The organism is Enterococcus durans NBRC 100479 = LMG 10746 (assembly GCF_001544215.1).
GTDB classification, from domain to species: Bacteria; Bacillota; Bacilli; order Lactobacillales; family Enterococcaceae; genus Enterococcus_B; species Enterococcus_B durans.
Genome location: NZ_BCQB01000006.1, coordinates 1 through 18,499, shown reverse-complemented (window position 1 = coordinate 18,499; position 18,499 = coordinate 1). Strand labels below are relative to the sequence as shown.

The following is an 18,499-nucleotide window of genomic DNA, read 5'->3' as shown; positions in this document are numbered from 1 at the left end:
ACATGTACCAACAACCGAATGAATAAGGATTTTATGGGGAATTTGGTGGACAGTTCGTCCCAGAAACCTTGATGTACGCAGTCAAAGAATTGACAGAAACTTATGAAGAAACAAAAAAAGATGTGGAATTCCAGAAAGAATTTTCCTACTATTTAAAGCAATATGTAGGACGTGAGAATCCACTTTATTTTGCACAACGATTAACAGAACATCTTGGTGGTGCGAAGATCTATTTGAAACGGGAAGACTTGAATCATACAGGAGCCCATAAAATCAACAATGCATTAGGACAAGTACTGTTAGCCAAACGAATGGGTAAAAAGAAAGTTGTAGCAGAAACAGGAGCAGGGCAACATGGAGTCGCTACGGCTACTGCGGCTGCTTTGTTCGGGATGGAATGTACGATCTTTATGGGAGAAATAGATGTCAAACGCCAAGAGCTGAATGTCTTTCGGATGGAGTTATTAGGTGCAAAGGTAGTTAGTGTGACTTCTGGCAGCAAGACACTCAAAGATGCAGTCAACGAGGCATTACGCTATTGGGTCGAACATGTAGAAGATACACATTACGTCATGGGATCAGTCTTAGGCCCGCATCCGTTCCCTGAAATTGTGCGGGATTACCAAAGCGTGATTGGAACTGAAGCACGCCGCCAGATTTTAGAAGCAGAAGGCCGGTTACCAGATGTGGCGATCGCATGTGTTGGTGGGGGAAGCAATTCAATGGGATTGTTTTATCCTTTCCTCAATGATCCAGTGCGATTGATTGGTGTTGAAGCTTCAGGGCATGGCTTGGATACCAATGAACATGCTGCGTCGATCAATAAAGGAAGTGTTGGCGTGCTGCATGGAGCGAAGATGCACTTGCTTCAAGATGATGATGGACAAGTCATTGAAGCATTTTCTATTTCGGCAGGCCTGGATTACCCAGGGATCGGGCCAGAACATTCTTATTTATATACTAGTGGCCGTGCAGAATATGCAGCAATCACCGATCGTGAAGCTGTCGAAGCATTCCATCTTTTGTCTGAAAAAGAGGGGATCATTCCAGCATTGGAAAGTTCCCATGCGTTAGCTCATGTCATGAAATTAGCACCAACTATGGCTAAAGATGAATTGATCGTCGTTTGCTTATCGGGTCGTGGGGACAAAGATGTGCAACAAATCAAAGAAATGGAGGAACAAGCATGAAACCTTTAACCCTTTATTTGGAAAATCAAACAACAAAACCTTTATTCATTCCTTATATCATGGCTGGTGCTCAGGGCCTAGAACATCTATCAGAAGAAATCGAGATGTTAGCAAAAAGCGGAGCAACTGCAATTGAGTTAGGGATTCCTTTTTCCGATCCAGTAGCAGATGGTCCCATTATTCAAGAAGCTGGTTTGAATGCTTTCAAACATCAGGTAACTCTAAAGAAAATCATTGCAGTATTACAAGATTATCGCTCACCAGTCCCATTGATTTTAATGGGATATAGTAATTCATTCTTTCATTACGGTGTGAAGAAACTTGTAGATGATTTAAAAGATTGTCATGTCCAAGGGGTCATTATCCCGGATCTCCCTTATGAGCACCGTGACTTGGTCTTGCCTGAGCTAGGCGACATTGCACTGATCCAATTGGTTTCTTTGACTAGTCCGAGTGAACGAATCGACACCTTAGTAAAAGAAGCAGAAGGCTTTATCTATGCGGTAACGATCAACGGAACAACTGGAGTCAATAAAACCTATCAGCAAAATCTGACAGAGCATCTAAAAGAAATCAAAGAAAAAAGTGCGATTCCTGTTTTAGCAGGTTTTGGCATTTCAAAAGCAGAACATGTCCGGCGATTTGCGCAGTGTTGCGATGGAGTAGTAGTAGGATCTAAGATTGTTCATTCCTTGCAAGTAGACGGATTGACCAAAACACAAGAATTGATTGGGGAACTCTTGCGTTAAAAAAGTAATATTCACAATAGTTGGGGCTATTGAGGAAGCAACTCGGTAAATAATCAAAAAGACGTTCAGGCATAATGAAAGTGAAGGAAAGAGGTCGAGACAAAAGTGTTTCTTGCTTCTGCTCCCGCCGTTTACTCGAGAGTCTGTAGCAAACCTGATTTCTAGATTTGCCCCACATGCTCTTTCCACATAATCAGGACTGAACTTTCTTTTTTGGTTAAAAATTGTTGCATTTGCAACTAAATGGTGTAAAATAAGACTAACATTTAACCAAAGGAGGACAAGATGGACGACATCATTAGAGAAATCGGGATGATTTCTCGAGCCTTAGATTCGATCAGCAATATTGAATTTAAAGAAATCGAATTAACAAGAGGTCAATACCTTTATTTGGTACGTATTTGCGAACATCCTGGAATCATCCAAGAAAAACTAGCAGAAATGATCAAAGTCGATCGCACGACGACGGCACGAGCAATCAAACGGTTGGAAGAAAAAGGGATGGTCCAAAGTGCGGCGGATCAGACAAATAAAAAAATCAAGAAACTCTATCCGACAGACAAAGGGAAAAAAATCTATCCATTTATCATCCGGGAACACCATTATTCCAATCAGGTAGCACTCAAAGGATTGACATCAGCAGAAGTTGAACAATTGCAAAGGATATTAAAAAAAGTTCGACAAAATGTGAGTGAGGATTGGAATTTTGTAAAAAAGGGCAACAAAAGAATTTATTGAAAGGAACAGGCAAGTGGAAAAAATCGAAATCAAGAAAATGACCGTTTCAGATGCGGAACTTCTTCAAATAATCAGTATTGAAACCTATCGAGATACGTTTGGCGAATATAACAGTGAGGAACTGATGCGGATTTATTTAGATGAAGCATATGAGATCAATAAATTGATGAAAGAACTGCAAAATGAACAATCAGAATTTTACTGGGCAATGGTAGATGGCGAGATCGCAGGTTATTTGAAACTGAATGTTGACCAAGCACAATCAGAAAAAATGGGGGATCATTTTTTAGAAATTGAGCGGATCTATGTACGCAGTGCATTTAAAGCTAATGGAATCGGCTCAACGCTCATGGCGCTTGCTATCCAACGAGCGCAAGAACAACAAAAAGAAGCAATTTGGTTAGGCGTATGGGAACACAATCACCCAGCCCTGCGCTTTTATAAGAAACATGGTTTTTCGCATCATAGCGAACATATTTTTTATATGGGTGATGACGCTCAAACAGATTATATTTTTGTCAAAGAAATCAATGGAGGAGAAATGAATGAATAAAGTAATTGTAGACTCAACTTTTTGGGAAGTTTTTCCTGAAGCAACGATCGAGGTCTTAACTGTTGAAGGTATCGATAATCATGTCCAAGAAGACCAAGAAGAAACCTATCATCATTTATTGAATCAGGCAGCAAAAGAAGCAAGAACGTATCTAACAGAAGAACCCTTTAGTCAAAATGAAGTGATTGCACAATGGCGCCAAGCTTTTACGCAATTCAAAACAAAAAAAGGGGCACGCTCTTCTATTGAAGCATTATTGAAAAGGGCCAATCAAGAACGTGAATTTTACCCAATCAATCCTTTGGTAGATATTTACAATAGTATCTCACTAAAATATGGTGTGCCATGTGGTGGGGAAGATATTGCGAAAATCCAAGGAGATCTGCATTTAGGAAAGGCAAAAGGTGGAGAAAAATTCTTACCTCTAGGAGCAGACAAAGATGCGCCAGCGTTGCCAGAAGAAATCATCTACTATGATGAAGAAGGTGCTATTTGCCGTTGTTTAAATTGGCGAGAAGCACAGCGGACAATGCTTACCGAAGAAACTGCGCATGCTGTTTTGGTCATCGAATCAATCAATCCAGAACAAGCAAAACGTGGGAACGAAGTAATTCTTGAATTAAAGAAAATGATCGATCAAACATTCCATGTGACAAGCAATCATTACACTTTAACAAAAAATCAAACAGAAGTAACAATGAATTAAAAAAATAAGCCTCACCAATAAGAACTCTCTACCATATGCTTGAAAGTGTTCTCGCATTGGTAGAGGTTTTTTTGGTAGAATCCGCTTTCGTGATATAATAGAAGTAATTAGTTTCCCTATACAAATGGAAATAAAAGGAGGACATAAAATGATCGGTAAAACTCGTGTGATGCTCTATGCAGAAGATGTTGAAAAAATCAGTCAGTTTTTTGTCGAAAAACTAGGAGCGACAGTCAGCGAAACAGTTGAATTACCAGAAGAGTTCCACAGTGTGATAGTAGCAATCTCTTCTGAATTTGAATTAGGTATTTTCCCTAAAGTTTTTGTGCAACGCTTTTCACCAGAAGTATTAGGTACGTCTCCATCAATACTATTTTTTACCGATCGATTTGAGGAAATCTATGAACAAATGGAAAATCCTGGTGAAATCATGGATAACAATGGCGTTTTGACATTTAATTTTTCTGATCCGGAAGGAAACTATTTTGTGATTGGCCAGATGGAAAGAAAGGAAGAAGAAAATGAGTCTAACTGAAAAAATGGAAGTGTACTTAAAAGAGCGACGGGGAGAAAAAAGTGAAAAGTTAAGAAAGAAAAATAGTGAATCTGGCAAAGATCATACAAAAGGCTGGGGCAAGATGGTCGATACTGGCTTTGGTGGATTGAATTCAATGAATCATGCACATGATACGGTAACAAGTTGGCAACATGAAATTGACAATAAGGCGTTTATTGCAGAAGAACAGCGACGAATTGCTCGCGAAAACACGAAAAAATAAGAGCATACGATAAGAATTTAAGTTTTGAATAAAAAGCTAATGTTCACGCTAAAAGTCTTAATGGAAAAAATAAAGAATTAATGTTCGGATTTTGCTTAAAATCCGAATTTTTTATTTACTTATGTTATTATTTAGTATATGATTAACCTCGTTGTTTTATTAATAAAACTAATTTTTAAAGGACTTTTTTATAAATGTTCGGCTTTTAGGGGGATGGAAGATTAAGGAAAAAATACTTTCCTACTTCGAGATTGAAAAACTAGGTACAACAGTTAAAAGAGAGGTACTTGCTGGTTTCACGACGTTTATTTCAATGGCGTATATTTTGTTTGTGAATCCAACTGTTTTAGGTGCCTCTGGTATGGATGAGGGAGCAGTATTTACTGCTACTGCTTTGGCAAGTGCAATCGGCTGTATCTTGATGGGTGTTTTAGCACGTTACCCAATTGGAACGGCGCCAGCTTTAGGGATCAATGCCTTTTTTGCTTATTCTGTTTGTTTAGGAATGGGTATTCCTTGGGAAACAGCGTTAGCAGGAGTTTTCGTTGCTTCATTGATCTTTATTTTGATCACGATCTTTAAATTGCGTGAAATGATCATCGATGCAATACCTGCAGACTTGAAATATGCTATTTCAGGTGGAATTGGTTTGTTTATTGCTTTTCTTGGTTTAAGTGAAGGTGGCATCATCGTTTCGAATAAATCAACTTTAGTTGGATTAGGTTCCTTAAGTGTAGGAACGACATGGCTTACTATCTTTGGACTAGCGATCACAGCGATTTTACTTGTTCGTCGTGTTCCTGGAGGTATTTTTATCGGGATGGCAGCAACGACAATTTTAGGCTTGATTACTGGATTGATTCCAATGCCGTCTCAAATCGTTTCAGCTGCACCAAGTTTGAAACCGACATTCTTGGTTGCCCTAAAACATGTAGGGGATATCAATTCTCTACAAATGTGGGTGGTTGTGTTAACTTTCTTATTGGTCACTTTCTTTGATACGGCAGGTACATTAGTTGGCCTTGCCAATCAAGCTGGTTTCATGAAAGACAACAAAATGCCACGTGTTGGAAAAGCATTAGCTTCTGACTCAACAGCAATGCTTGCTGGTTCTTTATTAGGAACATCACCAGTTGGGGCATTTGTTGAATCATCAGCAGGAATCGCAGTCGGTGGTCGCTCAGGGATCACAGCTGTGACAACAGGGATATTCTTCTTGTTAGGATTGTTCTTCTCACCACTATTATCTGTCGTTACTTCTCAAGTGACAGCACCAGCGTTGATCATGGTTGGTGTCTTGATGGCACAATCATTACGACAAATCGAATGGGGCAAATTAGAGATCGCTATTCCTTCATTCTTGATTTTGATTGGTATGCCATTGACTTATAGTATCTCAGATGGGATTGCATTAGGATTCATTTTCTATCCAATCACAATGCTTGCTGCAAAACGCGGAAAAGAAGTTTCACCAATCATGTACCTATTATTCTTCGTCTTCATCGGTTTTATGTGGATATTGAACGTGTAATATATAATAAAGAGTATAGAAAAAAATTGGGACAGAGGTATTACGAAGACGTTGCTTTCTGAACCATTCATGTTTGAAAAGGCTGAGACAAAAGTGTTTCTTACTTTTGTCTCACGCTTTTTTTTTTAAATTTCCGAAAAAACTGACTTTTGGACGCCGTTTATTCGCGAGTCTGTAGCAAGCCTGATTTTTAGATTTGTCCCACGCTTTTTTTACAGTTCGTCAACTAATCAATAGCTATTCTTTCGTGGTAACTATGGATCAGTAAAAAACTTCTTGTCTTTTTCTATAAGAGAGGTTGATCGAAAAAACTTGTTATCGGTAACAAGCAATGTCCATTCAAAAAGAAATCGCGTACCAGCAACATTTAATTGAGTTTAGCAAAAAAAGCGAAGAAAATCGGTATTTACTCCCTTTTATGAAAGCGTTACAATTCTTGAGAGAAGGACATTTTTTTGATAGTGGAGGAAAATATGGAGAAAAAATGGTGGCATCAATCAGTTGTTTATCAGGTCTATCCGCGTAGTTTCCAGGATACGAATGGTGATGGGATCGGTGATTTACAAGGCGTGATTTCAAGATTAGATTATTTGAGTTATTTGGGCATCGATACAATCTGGCTCTCCCCGGTTTACGAATCACCTAATGATGATAACGGATATGATATTAGTGATTACCAAGCAATCATGGCAGAGTTCGGAACAATGGCTGATATGGAACAATTAATCAGTGAGGCAAAAAAACGGGGAATCAAGATCATTATGGATCTAGTTGTTAACCATACTTCAGATGAGCATATCTGGTTTGTCGAAGCACGGAAAAACAAAGACAATCCTTATAGAGACTATTACATTTGGAGAGATCCATTAAACGATGATGTTCCTAACCAATTGCGTTCGATATTCAGTGGGTCTGCTTGGCAGTTAGATGAAGCAACTGGTCAGTATTATTTACACCTTTATAGTAAAAAACAACCTGATCTAAATTGGGAGAATGAAAAAGTACGGCAAGAGATCCATCAAATGATGAATTTTTGGATCGACAAAGGCATTGGTGGTTTTCGCATGGACGTAATCGATACGATCGGTAAACTACCTGATCAGGGAATAACCAATAATGGGCCTAAGCTACATGAGTATCTGCAAGAAATGAATCAGGCAACGTTTGGCGATAAAGATTTGATGACAGTAGGCGAAACGTGGGGAGCAACAACGGAGATTGCCAAGTTATACTCTGACCCTAAGCGCAATGAACTGTCGATGATCTTCCAATTTGAACATGTCGGGTTGGACCAACAAAAAGGAAAAGATAAATGGGATCTTCAACCGTTAAGTATCTCTGAATTAAAAAAAGTACTCTCTAAATGGCAAACCTCTTTAGGAGAAGAAGGTTGGAATAGTCTGTTTTGGAACAACCACGATCTGCCACGAATCATTTCTCGGTGGGGGAATGATCAAAAATACCGTGAAGAAAGCGGAAAAATGTTTGCCATTCTACTGCATATGATGAAGGGGACCCCGTATATTTATCAGGGGGAAGAAATTGGGATGACGAATTATCCCATCAGTGACCTCAGTGAAGTAGAAGATATCGAAAGTATCAATATGTATCATGAACGCCTAGCAGCAGGTTATTCAAAAGAAGAGATCCTACGTTCTATCAATGCGAAAGGACGCGATAATGCGCGTACACCGATGCAGTGGGACAATAGCGAAAATGCTGGTTTTACAACAGGGACACCTTGGCTGCACGTCAACCCGAATCATCAAGAAATCAATGTAGAAAATGCGTTGAAAAATAAAGAGTCTATTTTCTATACGTATAAAAAATTGATTGATCTACGCAAGAAGAATGACAGTATCGTCTGGGGTGAGTACCAATTAGTACACGATACGCCAGAAGAAGTATTTGCCTATCTTCGTTTGGCTGCTAACGAGAAGTGGCTAGTCGTAGGCAATATATCAGACAAAACACAAAAATTTACAGTGCCGAACGGTGATTTCTCGTTAGTAGTCACAAATTACCCGCAAGAAACTGTTCCTAAAGGCGAAATAGTATTACGTCCTTATGAAGCTTTTGTCTTACATGCGGATAATAAATAAGCTTGATTGTTCAATTTTTGGAGAGAACAAGTAGTAGCTGGGTATTTTGCATCTGTTTACTGGTATTTCTAATGATAACTAGCGAACTGAAAATCAATAAAAAGCTGGGATTTACCTATGTATTAGGTGTGTTCCAGTTTTTTTGGTCTAATGCTTAGAGCAAAATGAAGCTTTCACAACCTTATCCACGGTGTTCAAAGAGCTGACCTTCAACAATAAATCAAAAACTCTCAAAACAGGGAGAGCTGTTTCGAGAGTTTCCTCCTTATTTGCTCAGGTCAAAGCGCTCTTTTCACAACCTTATCTACGGTGTTCAAAGACCAACTCCTTGAAATAAGTCTGAATTTTTCAAAATATGGAGAGCTGTTTCGAAAAATCCATTCTTATTGTCAGCGGAGCTGAACGGTCTTTTCACAACCTCTTTTCACAACCTTTTGACAAATAACTTAAATCATACTATGATATGTACGCTGATATTAGGGGGAGAAAGAATGGGAAAACCAATTGAACAAGCATTAAATGAATGTCTGTTTTTTAGTGTGAAAAAACTAGATCGCATGTTGAACAAAATGGCGGATGAGGCGTTCAAAAAGACTGGTCTAGCACCGACATATGGATTCATCTTGTTGATTTTGAAAGAAAAAGATGGACTGCCGCAAAAGGATATTGCACAAATGCTCTATTCTGCGCCGTCTACGATTGCTCGCTTTGTTGAAAAATTAGAATATAAAGGGTATATCAAAACAGTGAGCGACGGACGCTTGTCTCTTGTTTATTTGACGGATGAAGGTCGGGAATTCATCAAAGAAATCGACAGTAGCTGGGAAGAACTTCATCAGGCATACAATGCTGTGTTAGGTACAGAAGTAAGTGGTCAGTTATCACAAGATTTAAATGCTGCTACAGATAAACTACAAAAAAAATAAAAAATTTTTTACGCATAATAATTGTATGCACAACTAATTATGTGCTTTAATAAATAGAGACATTATAATGGAGGAATCAATATGACAAATTTTAATGAAACAATGACATTCCCTTCTGGTGCGACACTTAAAAATCGTTTGATGATGGCACCAATGACTACACAACTAAGCTTTTACAATGGTGTGATCACAGAAGATGAAATCAAGTATTATGCGGAACGTTCAAATGGATTAGGAGCAGTGATCACTGGTGCAGCGAATGTCCAAGATCTAGGGAAAGGCTGGCCTGGAGAATTAAGTATTGCCCATGATGAAATGATTCCTCGTTTGAGTGAGTTAGCGCAAGCAATCCAAGCGAAGGGTGCTAAAGCAATCATCCAAATTTTCCATGGCGGTCGGATGACGAAGCGTGCAACTTTATCTGGTGAACAAATCGTTTCAGCAAGTGCGATTCCTGCAGAACGACCTGATGCGGAAACCCCACGTGCCTTGAGTGAAGATGAAATCAAGGAAACCATCATTGCTTTCGGTGAAGCAACTAGAAGAGCGATTGAAGCAGGTTTTGATGGAGTTGAATTGCACGGAGCGAATACTTATTTGATCCAACAATTTTTTTCTCCACATTCTAACCGTCGTGAAGATCAATGGGGCGGAAGTATAGAGAATCGCTATCGTTTTATTGATGAATTACTTAAAAGTGTATTCCAAGCAGTCGAAAAATATGCGAAGAAACCATTTATCGTGGGTTACCGTTTTTCACCAGAAGAATTTGAAACACCTGGTATCCGTTTGGAAGATACGATCTGGTTGTTGGAACGTTTACGTGAAACAAAACTAGATTATCTCCATGTTTCATTAAATACCTATGATCGAGTCGCCCATTCTGAAAAATATGCAGATAAAACGATTCTTGAATACGTCCATGAAACATTACAAGGAAAAATTCCTTTAGTTGGGGTGGGTAATGTCCGTAATCGTCAAGATGTGGAAACGGTTCTAGCAAATGCTGAATTAGTCGCAATTGGCCAACAGATGATCGTTGATCCAGATTGGGCTGTAAAAATGGTGGAAGATCGGGATGCTGAGTTTGTGACGAAGCCGTTTGAAGAAGCATATCAAGAGCTTTATCTACCCAGTCCATTGTATAATTTCTTGAACATGCGTTATCAACCATCTAAATAGATAGGAAGAAGGAATAACAATGAAAGTACTGATTGTTTTAACGAATATTGAAAAATATTCAGGTATCGATCGCCCAACTGGTTTGTGGTTAAGCGAATTGACTCATTTCTATGATGTGTTAGTCAAAAATAATATCTCAGCTGATTTTGTTAGTCCTAATGGTGGTTATGTCCCCGTTGAACCACAAAGTATCTCAAATATGGATGCAATCGATTGGACTTATTATCAAGATGAAGATTTTCGTAATCGTGCTTTGGGAAAAACACTTCGTCCAACTGAAATAAATGTGGATGACTATTCTGCAATTTATTATGCAGGTGGACACGGTACAATGTGGGATTTCCCAGGTTCAGTTGATTTAGGGAAGATTGGTTCGGCTATTTATCAAAATAACGGGATCGTTTCTGCAGTTTGCCATGGTGTAGTTGGCTTATTACCGATCACAGATGCTGAAGGTCAAACTATCTTAGCAGGACGGACTGTGACAGGGTTTAGTAATGAAGAAGAAGCGGCAAATGGTACAACAACGGAAGTTCCATTTTTAACTGAAGATGCCTTAAAAGAAAAAGGTGCAAACTACCAAGCTGGAGCAGCTTTTACAGATGTTGTGCATGTGGATGGTCGCTTATTGACAGGGCAAAATCCGCAATCTGCCCATAGTTTAGGGATTAAAGTCGTTGAAGTACTGACAAGTAGATAGAGAGGTTTATTGATGGAATATAAAACATTAAATAATGGATTGACCGTTCCAGTCTTAGGATTTGGCGTCTATCAAATCTGGGACCAAGAGGAATGTGAAAAAGCAGTCCTTGAAGCACTGAAAATAGGCTATCGGTTAATTGATACAGCTGCTGTTTACTATAATGAAGAAGCAGTCGGTCGTGCAATCAAGAAAAGTGGGATTCCTCGAGAAGAAATCATCTTGACTTCTAAGTTGTGGGTGACGGATGCAACTTATGAGGGAGCATACAAAGCATATGAGCGTTCCTTAGAAAAATTAGATGTCGACTATCTAGACATTTTTTTGATCCATCAACCATATAACGATTATTATAGTGCTTGGCGTGCGATGGAAGAACTGTATGAAGCGAAGAAAGTCAAAGCAATCGGAGTCTCCAATTTTTCTACAGGACGATTGACTGACTTGATTTTAAACAATCAGGTGAAACCCGTAATCGATCAAATCGAACAGCATCCGTATAAACAAAGACAGTTGCAAAGAGAAACAGCGGAATATTTTGATGTTGCAGTGGAAGCCTGGAATCCGTTCAATCAAGGAAAAGAAGGAATCTTTGAAGACGAATTGTTGTTGCAATTCGCACATAAATATCAAAAAAGTGTGCCTCAAATCATTTTGAGATGGCAAACACAAATTGGTGTGATCACGATTCCAAAATCAGTTCATCCAGAACGGATGGAAGAGAATTTTACGATTTTTGATTTTCGATTGACGGAAGAAGAAATCGCAGCGATTACTCGGCTAGATAAGGCGCCACAGTCAACTGGACCACGTGAACATCGTGAATTAGTTGAAAATCTGCATCAAATCGATCCAAACAAGCAGTAAAATATCCACCAATAAAAACAAACGAAATTAAAGCGAGTGTATGGCAAAAATTTTGCCATACACTCGCTTTATTTCATTTGTTTTTTTAAAATTATTCTTGATAAGCTAGCTTCTTATTCTGCTCGTAAAGCAATTGCAGCATCTTTCTTAGCAGCCATTCGTGCTGGAACATGTCCACCTAACATCGTCAAGATAGTCGAAACTACGATTAAGATGATTGCATGAACTGGGTTAAGTTGTGCAACATTTTTTAAGTCAGTCATGTTGTATAGGATGCTGTTGATTGGGAATGTAGCCAACCAAGCAATCAAAACACCTAATATTCCTGATGAGATACCCAAGATACATGTTTCGGCATCGAAGACACGTGTGATATCTTTTTTGCGGGCACCTAATGCTTTTAGCACACCGATTTCTTTTGTACGTTCAATAACAGAAGTGTAAGTAATGATACTGATCATGATCATACTTGTGACTAAGGAAATACCAGCAAAGGCAACTAATACATAGGTGATCGCATCCATTAAGCCACCAGTCAATTCAGTCATTGTGCCAGCTAGATCAGAATAAATGATTTTATCTTCTTCTGATTTTCCTTTGTTGTAATCATCTAAATAATCAAGGATCTGTTCTTTGTCACCAAAATTATTTGGATAGATCATGATACTTGATGGAATACTGTCGCCACCTAAATAGCTAATCAATGATTGTTTCGTTGTTTCGTCTACTTTTTCAGTAGTCAATACATTGGTGTCACTTTCTTTTTGCGCTTTGACGATATCAGAATCTTTGTTTTCATTTACGATTTGTGTCGTTAATTGATCACTATAAGCAATCCCTGGAGAAAGCAAATTCATTGTAGAAGAAGATTTGACACGTAAAATACCAGAAATTTTTACTTCATCGGTTGAATTAGCATACATCGCATCATAGTCAGTATTTGGAATGAAATTACCAGTTGGTAGTTTTGTATAGTAATTGTTGTTATTTACAATTTTAAATGTCGTACCAACGATTTTATCAAAATCTAATTTTTGACCATCCTTGACATCAAACCCAAGATTTTTCAAGGCATTGATATTCGTATTGTTGTTCCCATCGACGATCAAAACAACATCTGTGGCAGAAGAAGGATAGTTTCCATCCAGTAGAGAATAGTTTGCTTGTAAAAAGTTTTCTTTTTGATTATCCAGTTGTGTAGGGAAGGTCGATACACCGACACCTGTCATTGCAGACATCGTGCTTGTCAGTGATAATGATTCAGAATCAGGGTTTTGGTTTGAGAAGCTGACTGGTTGGACTTTACCATCCACTTGGCGAAGCATGTTGATGCCAGTTGCTCGTGTGAAACCAATATTGTTACTTAGATCAGAATCGATATTTGTTACATAGTCCACGTAAGTTTGATCGATTTTATTCGTATGTTGTGCTTTGTCTTCATCACTGATTTTGGCAGTGATCGTGTCTGTTTTTGGATAACTTGCTTTGCTTGCGCCTAAACCAGTGGAATCATTTGTCTGGCTAGTTGTCACTTTAGAGATCGTGATCGGGAATTTAGCCATTGTCTCAGATTGTGTTTTATCGATTTGTTTTTGGAAACCTGAGGATAAAGCAAGAACGATAGCAATTCCGATGATCCCGATACTTGATGCGAATGAAGTTAAAAATGTCCGTCCTTTTTTGGTACGAATATTGTTGAAAGAAAGTTTCAACGCTGTCCAAAAGCTCATTTTTGTGCGACGTAGATTGAATTGATCATCTTTTGGTCGTTCAATATGTGGATTTGAATCGGATAAGATCTTCCCATCAGAAAATTCAATGATACGGTCAGCATATTGATGGGCTAATTCAGGGTTATGGGTAACCATGACAACTAATTTTTCATTCGATAGTTCTTCGATCAATTCCATGATCTGGATACTTGTTTCAGTATCTAAAGCTCCAGTTGGTTCATCACAAAGCAAGATATCTGGATCATTGGCAAGTGCGCGTGCGATAGCGACCCGTTGCATTTGACCACCAGATAGTTGGTTTGGTTTTTTATGCATGTGGGCACTCAAACCAACCCGTTGCAATGCATTTTCTGCTTTCTTTCGTTTTTCTTCTTTTGATACACCACTAAGAGTCATACCAAGTTCGACATTTTCGATGATCCCTAAGTGACCGATCAAATTATAGCTTTGGAACACGAAACCAATCGAATTATTGCGGTAAGCATCCCAGTCACTATCTTTGAAGTCTTTTGTTGATTTCCCATTGATGACCATATCACCTGAATCGTAATTATCTAGTCCACCAATGACATTCAGCATCGTCGTTTTACCTGAGCCACTTGGTCCCAAGATAGCAACGAATTCTTTTTTTCTAAAGGCAACAGATACGCCATCTAATGCTTTAGTAGTTGTTTCGCCGACTTTATAATATTTTTTTATATCTTTTAGTTGTAGCATATTCGCCCTTCTTTCCTTTTGAAATATTCGGTATACTAACAAGTATATCAGAATAACGAACGTAGTATACTCAATGAATATTAACTGAATGTGAACAATCAGAAAAAAACAAGAAATTTTTCAAAATAGAGGGAAAAATATGAACCGAATACTAGTAGTAGAAGATGATGGAAATTTGCAATTGCTTTATCGCTCAGTGTTAGAACGAGCTGGGTTTTCAGTGATTACGGCAGCAAATGGAGAAGAAGCGCTTCAACGATTGGAAAATTACCAGATCGAGTTGATCATCACCGACATCATGATGCCTGGAATGGATGGGTATGAATTACTAGAACATCTAAGAGAAAGCAGGATCGAAGTGCCAGTCTTGATGATTACTGCGAAAGCTGACTTTGAAGATAAAAAACGCGGCTTTCATTTAGGCACTGATGATTATATGACGAAACCTGTAGATGTCAATGAGATGGTCCCACGCGTAGAAGCACTGTTGAGAAGAGCAAAAATCAATCACAGTAGTCAACTCGTTATTGGAAAAACAACACTAGATCAAGAGACCTATGAAGTGAGGATAGCAGAACAAGCAACAGTATTACCGCAAAAAGAATTTCTGCTTCTTTATAAGTTATTGGCTTATCCTAATAAAATTTTTACCCGCCAACAATTGATGGATGATATTTGGGGGCTAGATACAAAAACAGAAGAACGGACGATCGATGTACATATCAAGCGTCTACGATCGCGATTTGATCATGTAGACGATTTTCGGATCCTAACTGTTCGTGGTCTAGGATATAAGGCGGTGATCGGAAGGTGAAAAAGAAACTTTATTCGCAGTTATGGATCTATTTTGCTAGCATCGTCTTTGTATCGATATTGGTGACCTTGCTCTGTTTCCTCGGCTTTATTTTTCTGTTATCCCATCAATCGATTTCTCCATCTGAACGCCCGACGTTATATCCGTTAGTTGTCTTTGCTGGATTCAGTATGATCGTGGGTACAGGGATCTCGATTTTTGTTGGACGAAGGATCTTGATGCCAATCAGTGAACTGCGAACAAACATGAGCAAAGTCGCTACTGGCGATTTTTCGATCCAGATGAACGAACAGCCGAAAGTGGAAGAAGTGCAACAACTGTATAAAGATTTTAATGTGATGGTTCAAGAATTAAGTAGTATCGAGACTTTGAGAAATGATTTTGTTTCTAGTGTTTCCCATGAGTTCAAGACACCACTGGCAACGATCCAAGGCTATGTCCAATTGTTACAGGCAACGAATATTTCAGAAGAAGATAAACAAGTTTTTTTACAGCGGATCATCGAAAGCATCAATCAGCTCTCGCAGCTTACTGAAAATGTGTTGAAGTTGAATAAATTAGAAAATCAGCGGATACAATTAGAGAAAAAAACATTTCGACTAGATGAACAAATACGAGAAGTCATTGTATTCTTACAGCCAAAATGGGAAAACTTAAGATTGAATATCGAACTTGATTCCATTCACTATTTTGGAAATGAAGAGTTTTTATATCAAGTTTGGTTGAATATTATGGACAACGCAATCATATATAATCAAACCAATGGTCAAATTGATATCAAACTGATTCAAAATGCGACAGATGTGTATTTTGAAGTGACGGACTCTGGAATTGGAATGACCGAAGAAACACAAAAGCGGATGTTTGAAAAATTTTATCAAGGAGATACCAGTCGGCAAATGGCTGGTAATGGATTAGGATTATCTCTAGTAAAGAAAATCTTGGAATTGCATCATGGAACGATTCGCTACAGTAGTATTCCAGAAGTGGGCACGACGGTAGTGATCCAGTTGAAAAAAGAATAGGGCTATTTATCGGTCTAACAGAATAAGCCTTCAAACAAGGAACACAAGGTGGTGTTTTTTGTTTGAGGCTGTTTTTTTTGTTTGGAGTAGCGCTTTTTTTCTCCTTATTGCTCAGGTCAAAGCGCTCTTTTCACAACCTTATTCACGGTGTTCAAGAAGCAACTCCTCAGCAATAAGTTCAATCAGATGAAAAACATGAGAAGCTGTTTTTCTCTGTTCATTCTTATTGCTTGATGCAGACCAGCCTTTTCACAACCTTATTCACGGTGTTCAAGAAGCAACTCCTCAGCAATAAGTTCTAGATTTCCAAAATATAAGAAGCTATTTTAGAAATCTAGTTCTTATTTGCTCGGAGCTAGACGCTTCTTTCACAACCTTTTTTTACATATTCCCAGAATTTATCTGAAGCTAATGTGTGCTCGCCGGTTTTACGGGTGAAGGCTAGATGACTTTCTTTAGTTGGCGTGATGGGGACGATCACTGTATTTTCTTTCAGGAGGTTTTGAACGGTTTTTCCCATGACGATTGAGATACCCATATCGTTGGCAACCATATTGATGATCAAATCGATTCGGGAACCTTTGTAGGAAATCTTAGGTTCAAATCCTGCTTCTTCGCAAAGGTCTAAAACGGGGTGATAAAGATTTGTGCTTGGGCCAAGAACGAGAAAATCTTCATCTTTCAATTCTTTTAAATCAAGTTTTTCTCTATTGGCGAATGGATGACTTTTTGGTAACACAGCAACAAAGGAATCTTTTTCAGTAGGGAGCCATTCAATATTTTTTGAGGGTTCATCAAAAATCCGCACAAAATGGATGGTATCACTATGTTCGTTCAACTCTTCATCGGTCATTTCAATACTTTCTACTTCTTTCAACTGGATCGTAAATTCTGGATACTGCTTCAGAAATTCAGTGATTTCAGTGAAACCTTCATAGTTGATCATTGTAGGGATCGTCAGGATATGGAGGGCGAGATTTTTTTCTTGCGTATACGTTGCCAATACTTCTTGCATTGCGTGGTATTGTTCAACTACATTTTTTACATAAGGAATCAGTAAGTTTCCTACTTCTGTTAATTCGATTTTTCGGTGGACACGCTCAAATAATTTGACGTTTAATTCTTTTTCAAGTGAAAGGATTTGTTTTGAGATGTTTCCTTGAGTGGTAAATTGTCGTTCAGCGGTTTTAGTGAAATTCATTGTTTCTACTAAATCGAGAAAAATTTCAAATTTGCGGATATCCATAACTATGTCCCCTATCTATTCCAATTGAGAATACTTTAACATGAAATTTGAATTGGTGTAAGTACGACTCTCTGTTAAAATCTTTTTTGCAAAGGGAAATATATTTTACTAAAAATTTTCAAAAAATATTTCATACAAGAAGATGAGAGGAGTTTTTTAGCATGCCAACAGGAGTGTTGATTAATGCAGGTTCTGTATTATTTGGCGGATTGATCGGAGGTCTGGCGGGTAATAAGTTAAGTGAAAATTTCAAAGCACAGTTGACAATGGTTTTCGGTGTCTGTTCAATGGGAATGGGAATCTATTCGATTGCACCGATGAAAAATATGCCCGCAGTTATTTTCGCCTTGGTTATCGGTACAGCGATTGGACTGATCATCCATTTAGGACACGGAATCAATAAAGGGGCAGCCCTAATGCAAAAACCAATTTCTAAGATTTTCCCTAGCGAAAGATTAGGGATGTCCCACGAAGAATTTATCACTACATTAGTAACAGTTATTGTTTTGTTCTGTGCTAGTGGAACAGGTATTTACGGTAGTTTAGATTCTGGGATGACTGGGGATAGCACGATTTTGATCTCAAAATCTGTGTTGGATTTTTTTACAGCAGCTATTTTTGCATGTAATCTCGGTTATGTTGTTTCGGTAGTGGCGATTCCGCAATTTATTATTTTCTATATTTTATTCTTATTGGCTAAATTCATTTATCCGTTGACAACACCTGATATGATTTTAGATTTTAAAGCATGTGGAGGATTCTTGATGGTAGCGACAGGTTTCCGAATGATCAATGTCAAGATGTTCCCAGTTGCAGATATGATACCGGCGATGATCGTGATCATGCCGTTGAGTTGGCTCTGGACAAACCTGATTATGCCAATGCTATAAGAAGATACTTTTGAATGTTTGGTTAATGGAACGAACGATTGAGTTAAAAAA

At 38.3% G+C, this 18,499-nt stretch carries 17 protein-coding genes and 1 pseudogene; 16 read left to right on the top strand and 2 right to left on the bottom strand.

Annotated elements, in window-relative coordinates:
- Positions 1-2: 2 nt before the first annotated feature.
- The 13 genes and pseudogenes from trpB (at position 3) to ED2_RS02755 (ending at position 12,023) form a co-directional block, all read left to right on the top strand.
- A pseudogene (gene trpB / locus ED2_RS02815) lies at positions 3-1,190 on the top strand (tryptophan synthase subunit beta).
- Positions 1,187-1,939 (top strand): tryptophan synthase subunit alpha, encoded by a 753-nt coding sequence (trpA, locus tag ED2_RS02810; protein WP_016177842.1) that lies wholly within the window; start codon positions 1,187-1,189, stop codon positions 1,937-1,939. Before trpB ends, trpA begins: the two are co-directional and overlap by 4 nt.
- A 285-nt stretch (positions 1,940-2,224) precedes the next feature.
- Positions 2,225-2,677, top strand: coding sequence for a MarR family winged helix-turn-helix transcriptional regulator (locus ED2_RS02805; protein ID WP_016177843.1), 453 nt, complete (start codon positions 2,225-2,227; stop codon positions 2,675-2,677).
- A gap of 13 nt (positions 2,678-2,690) precedes the next feature.
- A complete protein-coding gene (locus tag ED2_RS02800; RefSeq protein WP_005880489.1) occupies positions 2,691-3,230 on the top strand; it encodes a GNAT family N-acetyltransferase in 540 nt (179 codons plus the stop codon).
- A complete protein-coding gene (locus tag ED2_RS02795; RefSeq protein WP_016177844.1) occupies positions 3,223-3,936 on the top strand; it encodes a B3/B4 domain-containing protein in 714 nt (237 codons plus the stop codon). Before ED2_RS02800 ends, ED2_RS02795 begins: the two co-directional genes overlap by 8 nt.
- 148 nt (positions 3,937-4,084) lie before the next feature.
- A complete protein-coding gene (locus tag ED2_RS02790) occupies positions 4,085-4,471 on the top strand; it encodes a VOC family protein (protein ID WP_005880485.1) in 387 nt (128 codons plus the stop codon).
- Positions 4,458-4,715: a hypothetical protein gene (locus ED2_RS02785; protein ID WP_005880482.1), complete on the top strand. Its 258-nt coding sequence runs from the start codon at positions 4,458-4,460 to the stop codon at positions 4,713-4,715. The genes ED2_RS02790 and ED2_RS02785 overlap by 14 nt, the downstream gene beginning before the upstream one ends.
- A 220-nt stretch (positions 4,716-4,935) precedes the next feature.
- Positions 4,936-6,246 carry an NCS2 family permease gene (locus ED2_RS02780; protein WP_005880480.1) on the top strand — a complete coding sequence of 437 codons (1,311 nt, stop codon included), beginning with the start codon at positions 4,936-4,938 and terminating at the stop codon, positions 6,244-6,246.
- Between the two features lie 473 nt (positions 6,247-6,719).
- Entirely contained in the window at positions 6,720-8,348 is a 1,629-nt protein-coding gene (locus ED2_RS02775; protein ID WP_016177846.1) for a glycoside hydrolase family 13 protein, read from the top strand.
- 491 nt (positions 8,349-8,839) lie between these two features.
- A complete protein-coding gene (locus ED2_RS02770) occupies positions 8,840-9,274 on the top strand; it encodes a MarR family winged helix-turn-helix transcriptional regulator (RefSeq protein WP_005880476.1) in 435 nt (144 codons plus the stop codon).
- An 81-nt stretch (positions 9,275-9,355) separates the two neighbouring features.
- Entirely contained in the window at positions 9,356-10,456 is a 1,101-nt protein-coding gene (locus ED2_RS02765; protein WP_016177847.1) for an NADH-dependent flavin oxidoreductase, read from the top strand.
- 19 nt (positions 10,457-10,475) lie between these two features.
- Positions 10,476-11,156 (top strand): type 1 glutamine amidotransferase domain-containing protein, encoded by a 681-nt coding sequence (locus ED2_RS02760; protein WP_005880472.1) that lies wholly within the window; start codon positions 10,476-10,478, stop codon positions 11,154-11,156.
- A 12-nt stretch (positions 11,157-11,168) separates the two neighbouring features.
- The gene (locus ED2_RS02755) at positions 11,169-12,023 is read left to right on the top strand and encodes an aldo/keto reductase (protein WP_016177848.1); all 855 of its coding nucleotides are present in this window, start codon (positions 11,169-11,171) and stop codon (positions 12,021-12,023) included.
- 113 nt (positions 12,024-12,136) lie between these two features.
- On the opposite strand, the gene ED2_RS02750 is transcribed toward ED2_RS02755, so the two are convergent.
- Complete coding sequence (locus ED2_RS02750) at positions 12,137-14,473, bottom strand: ABC transporter ATP-binding protein/permease (protein ID WP_005880467.1); 2,337 nt, start codon at positions 14,471-14,473, stop codon at positions 12,137-12,139.
- 139 nt (positions 14,474-14,612) lie between these two features.
- On the opposite strand from ED2_RS02750, the gene ED2_RS02745 reads away from it, so the two are divergent.
- Both ED2_RS02745 and ED2_RS02740 read left to right on the top strand, forming a co-directional pair.
- Positions 14,613-15,287, top strand: a complete 675-nt coding sequence (locus tag ED2_RS02745) for a response regulator transcription factor (protein ID WP_060789689.1) — start codon at positions 14,613-14,615, stop codon at positions 15,285-15,287.
- Positions 15,284-16,312, top strand: coding sequence for a HAMP domain-containing sensor histidine kinase (locus tag ED2_RS02740; RefSeq protein WP_016177850.1), 1,029 nt, complete (start codon positions 15,284-15,286; stop codon positions 16,310-16,312). Before ED2_RS02745 ends, ED2_RS02740 begins: the two co-directional genes overlap by 4 nt.
- Positions 16,313-16,667: 355 nt before the next feature.
- Here the strand turns inward: ED2_RS02740 and ED2_RS02735 are convergent, their stop codons facing one another.
- Positions 16,668-17,558, bottom strand: a complete 891-nt coding sequence (locus ED2_RS02735; protein WP_016177851.1) for a LysR family transcriptional regulator — start codon at positions 17,556-17,558, stop codon at positions 16,668-16,670.
- A 161-nt stretch (positions 17,559-17,719) separates the two neighbouring features.
- On the opposite strand from ED2_RS02735, the gene ED2_RS02730 reads away from it, so the two are divergent.
- Complete coding sequence (locus ED2_RS02730) at positions 17,720-18,448, top strand: DUF554 domain-containing protein (RefSeq protein WP_005880457.1); 729 nt, start codon at positions 17,720-17,722, stop codon at positions 18,446-18,448.
- Positions 18,449-18,499 lie beyond the last annotated feature (51 nt).

Coding starts and splice junctions, on each gene's coding strand:
- ED2_RS02770 (WP_005880476.1), top strand. CDS start 8,840: ATGGGAAAACCAATTGAACAAGCATTAAATGAATGTCTGTTTTTTAGT.
- ED2_RS02790 (WP_005880485.1), top strand. CDS start 4,085: ATGATCGGTAAAACTCGTGTGATGCTCTATGCAGAAGATGTTGAAAAA.
- ED2_RS02760 (WP_005880472.1), top strand. CDS start 10,476: ATGAAAGTACTGATTGTTTTAACGAATATTGAAAAATATTCAGGTATC.
- ED2_RS02745 (WP_060789689.1), top strand. CDS start 14,613: ATGAACCGAATACTAGTAGTAGAAGATGATGGAAATTTGCAATTGCTT.
- ED2_RS02765 (WP_016177847.1), top strand. CDS start 9,356: ATGACAAATTTTAATGAAACAATGACATTCCCTTCTGGTGCGACACTT.
- ED2_RS02730 (WP_005880457.1), top strand. CDS start 17,720: ATGCCAACAGGAGTGTTGATTAATGCAGGTTCTGTATTATTTGGCGGA.
- ED2_RS02750 (WP_005880467.1), bottom strand. CDS start 14,473: ATGCTACAACTAAAAGATATAAAAAAATATTATAAAGTCGGCGAAACA.
- ED2_RS02785 (WP_005880482.1), top strand. CDS start 4,458: ATGAGTCTAACTGAAAAAATGGAAGTGTACTTAAAAGAGCGACGGGGA.
- trpA (WP_016177842.1), top strand. CDS start 1,187: ATGAAACCTTTAACCCTTTATTTGGAAAATCAAACAACAAAACCTTTA.
- ED2_RS02755 (WP_016177848.1), top strand. CDS start 11,169: ATGGAATATAAAACATTAAATAATGGATTGACCGTTCCAGTCTTAGGA.
- ED2_RS02775 (WP_016177846.1), top strand. CDS start 6,720: ATGGAGAAAAAATGGTGGCATCAATCAGTTGTTTATCAGGTCTATCCG.
- ED2_RS02805 (WP_016177843.1), top strand. CDS start 2,225: ATGGACGACATCATTAGAGAAATCGGGATGATTTCTCGAGCCTTAGAT.
- ED2_RS02735 (WP_016177851.1), bottom strand. CDS start 17,558: ATGGATATCCGCAAATTTGAAATTTTTCTCGATTTAGTAGAAACAATG.
- ED2_RS02795 (WP_016177844.1), top strand. CDS start 3,223: ATGAATAAAGTAATTGTAGACTCAACTTTTTGGGAAGTTTTTCCTGAA.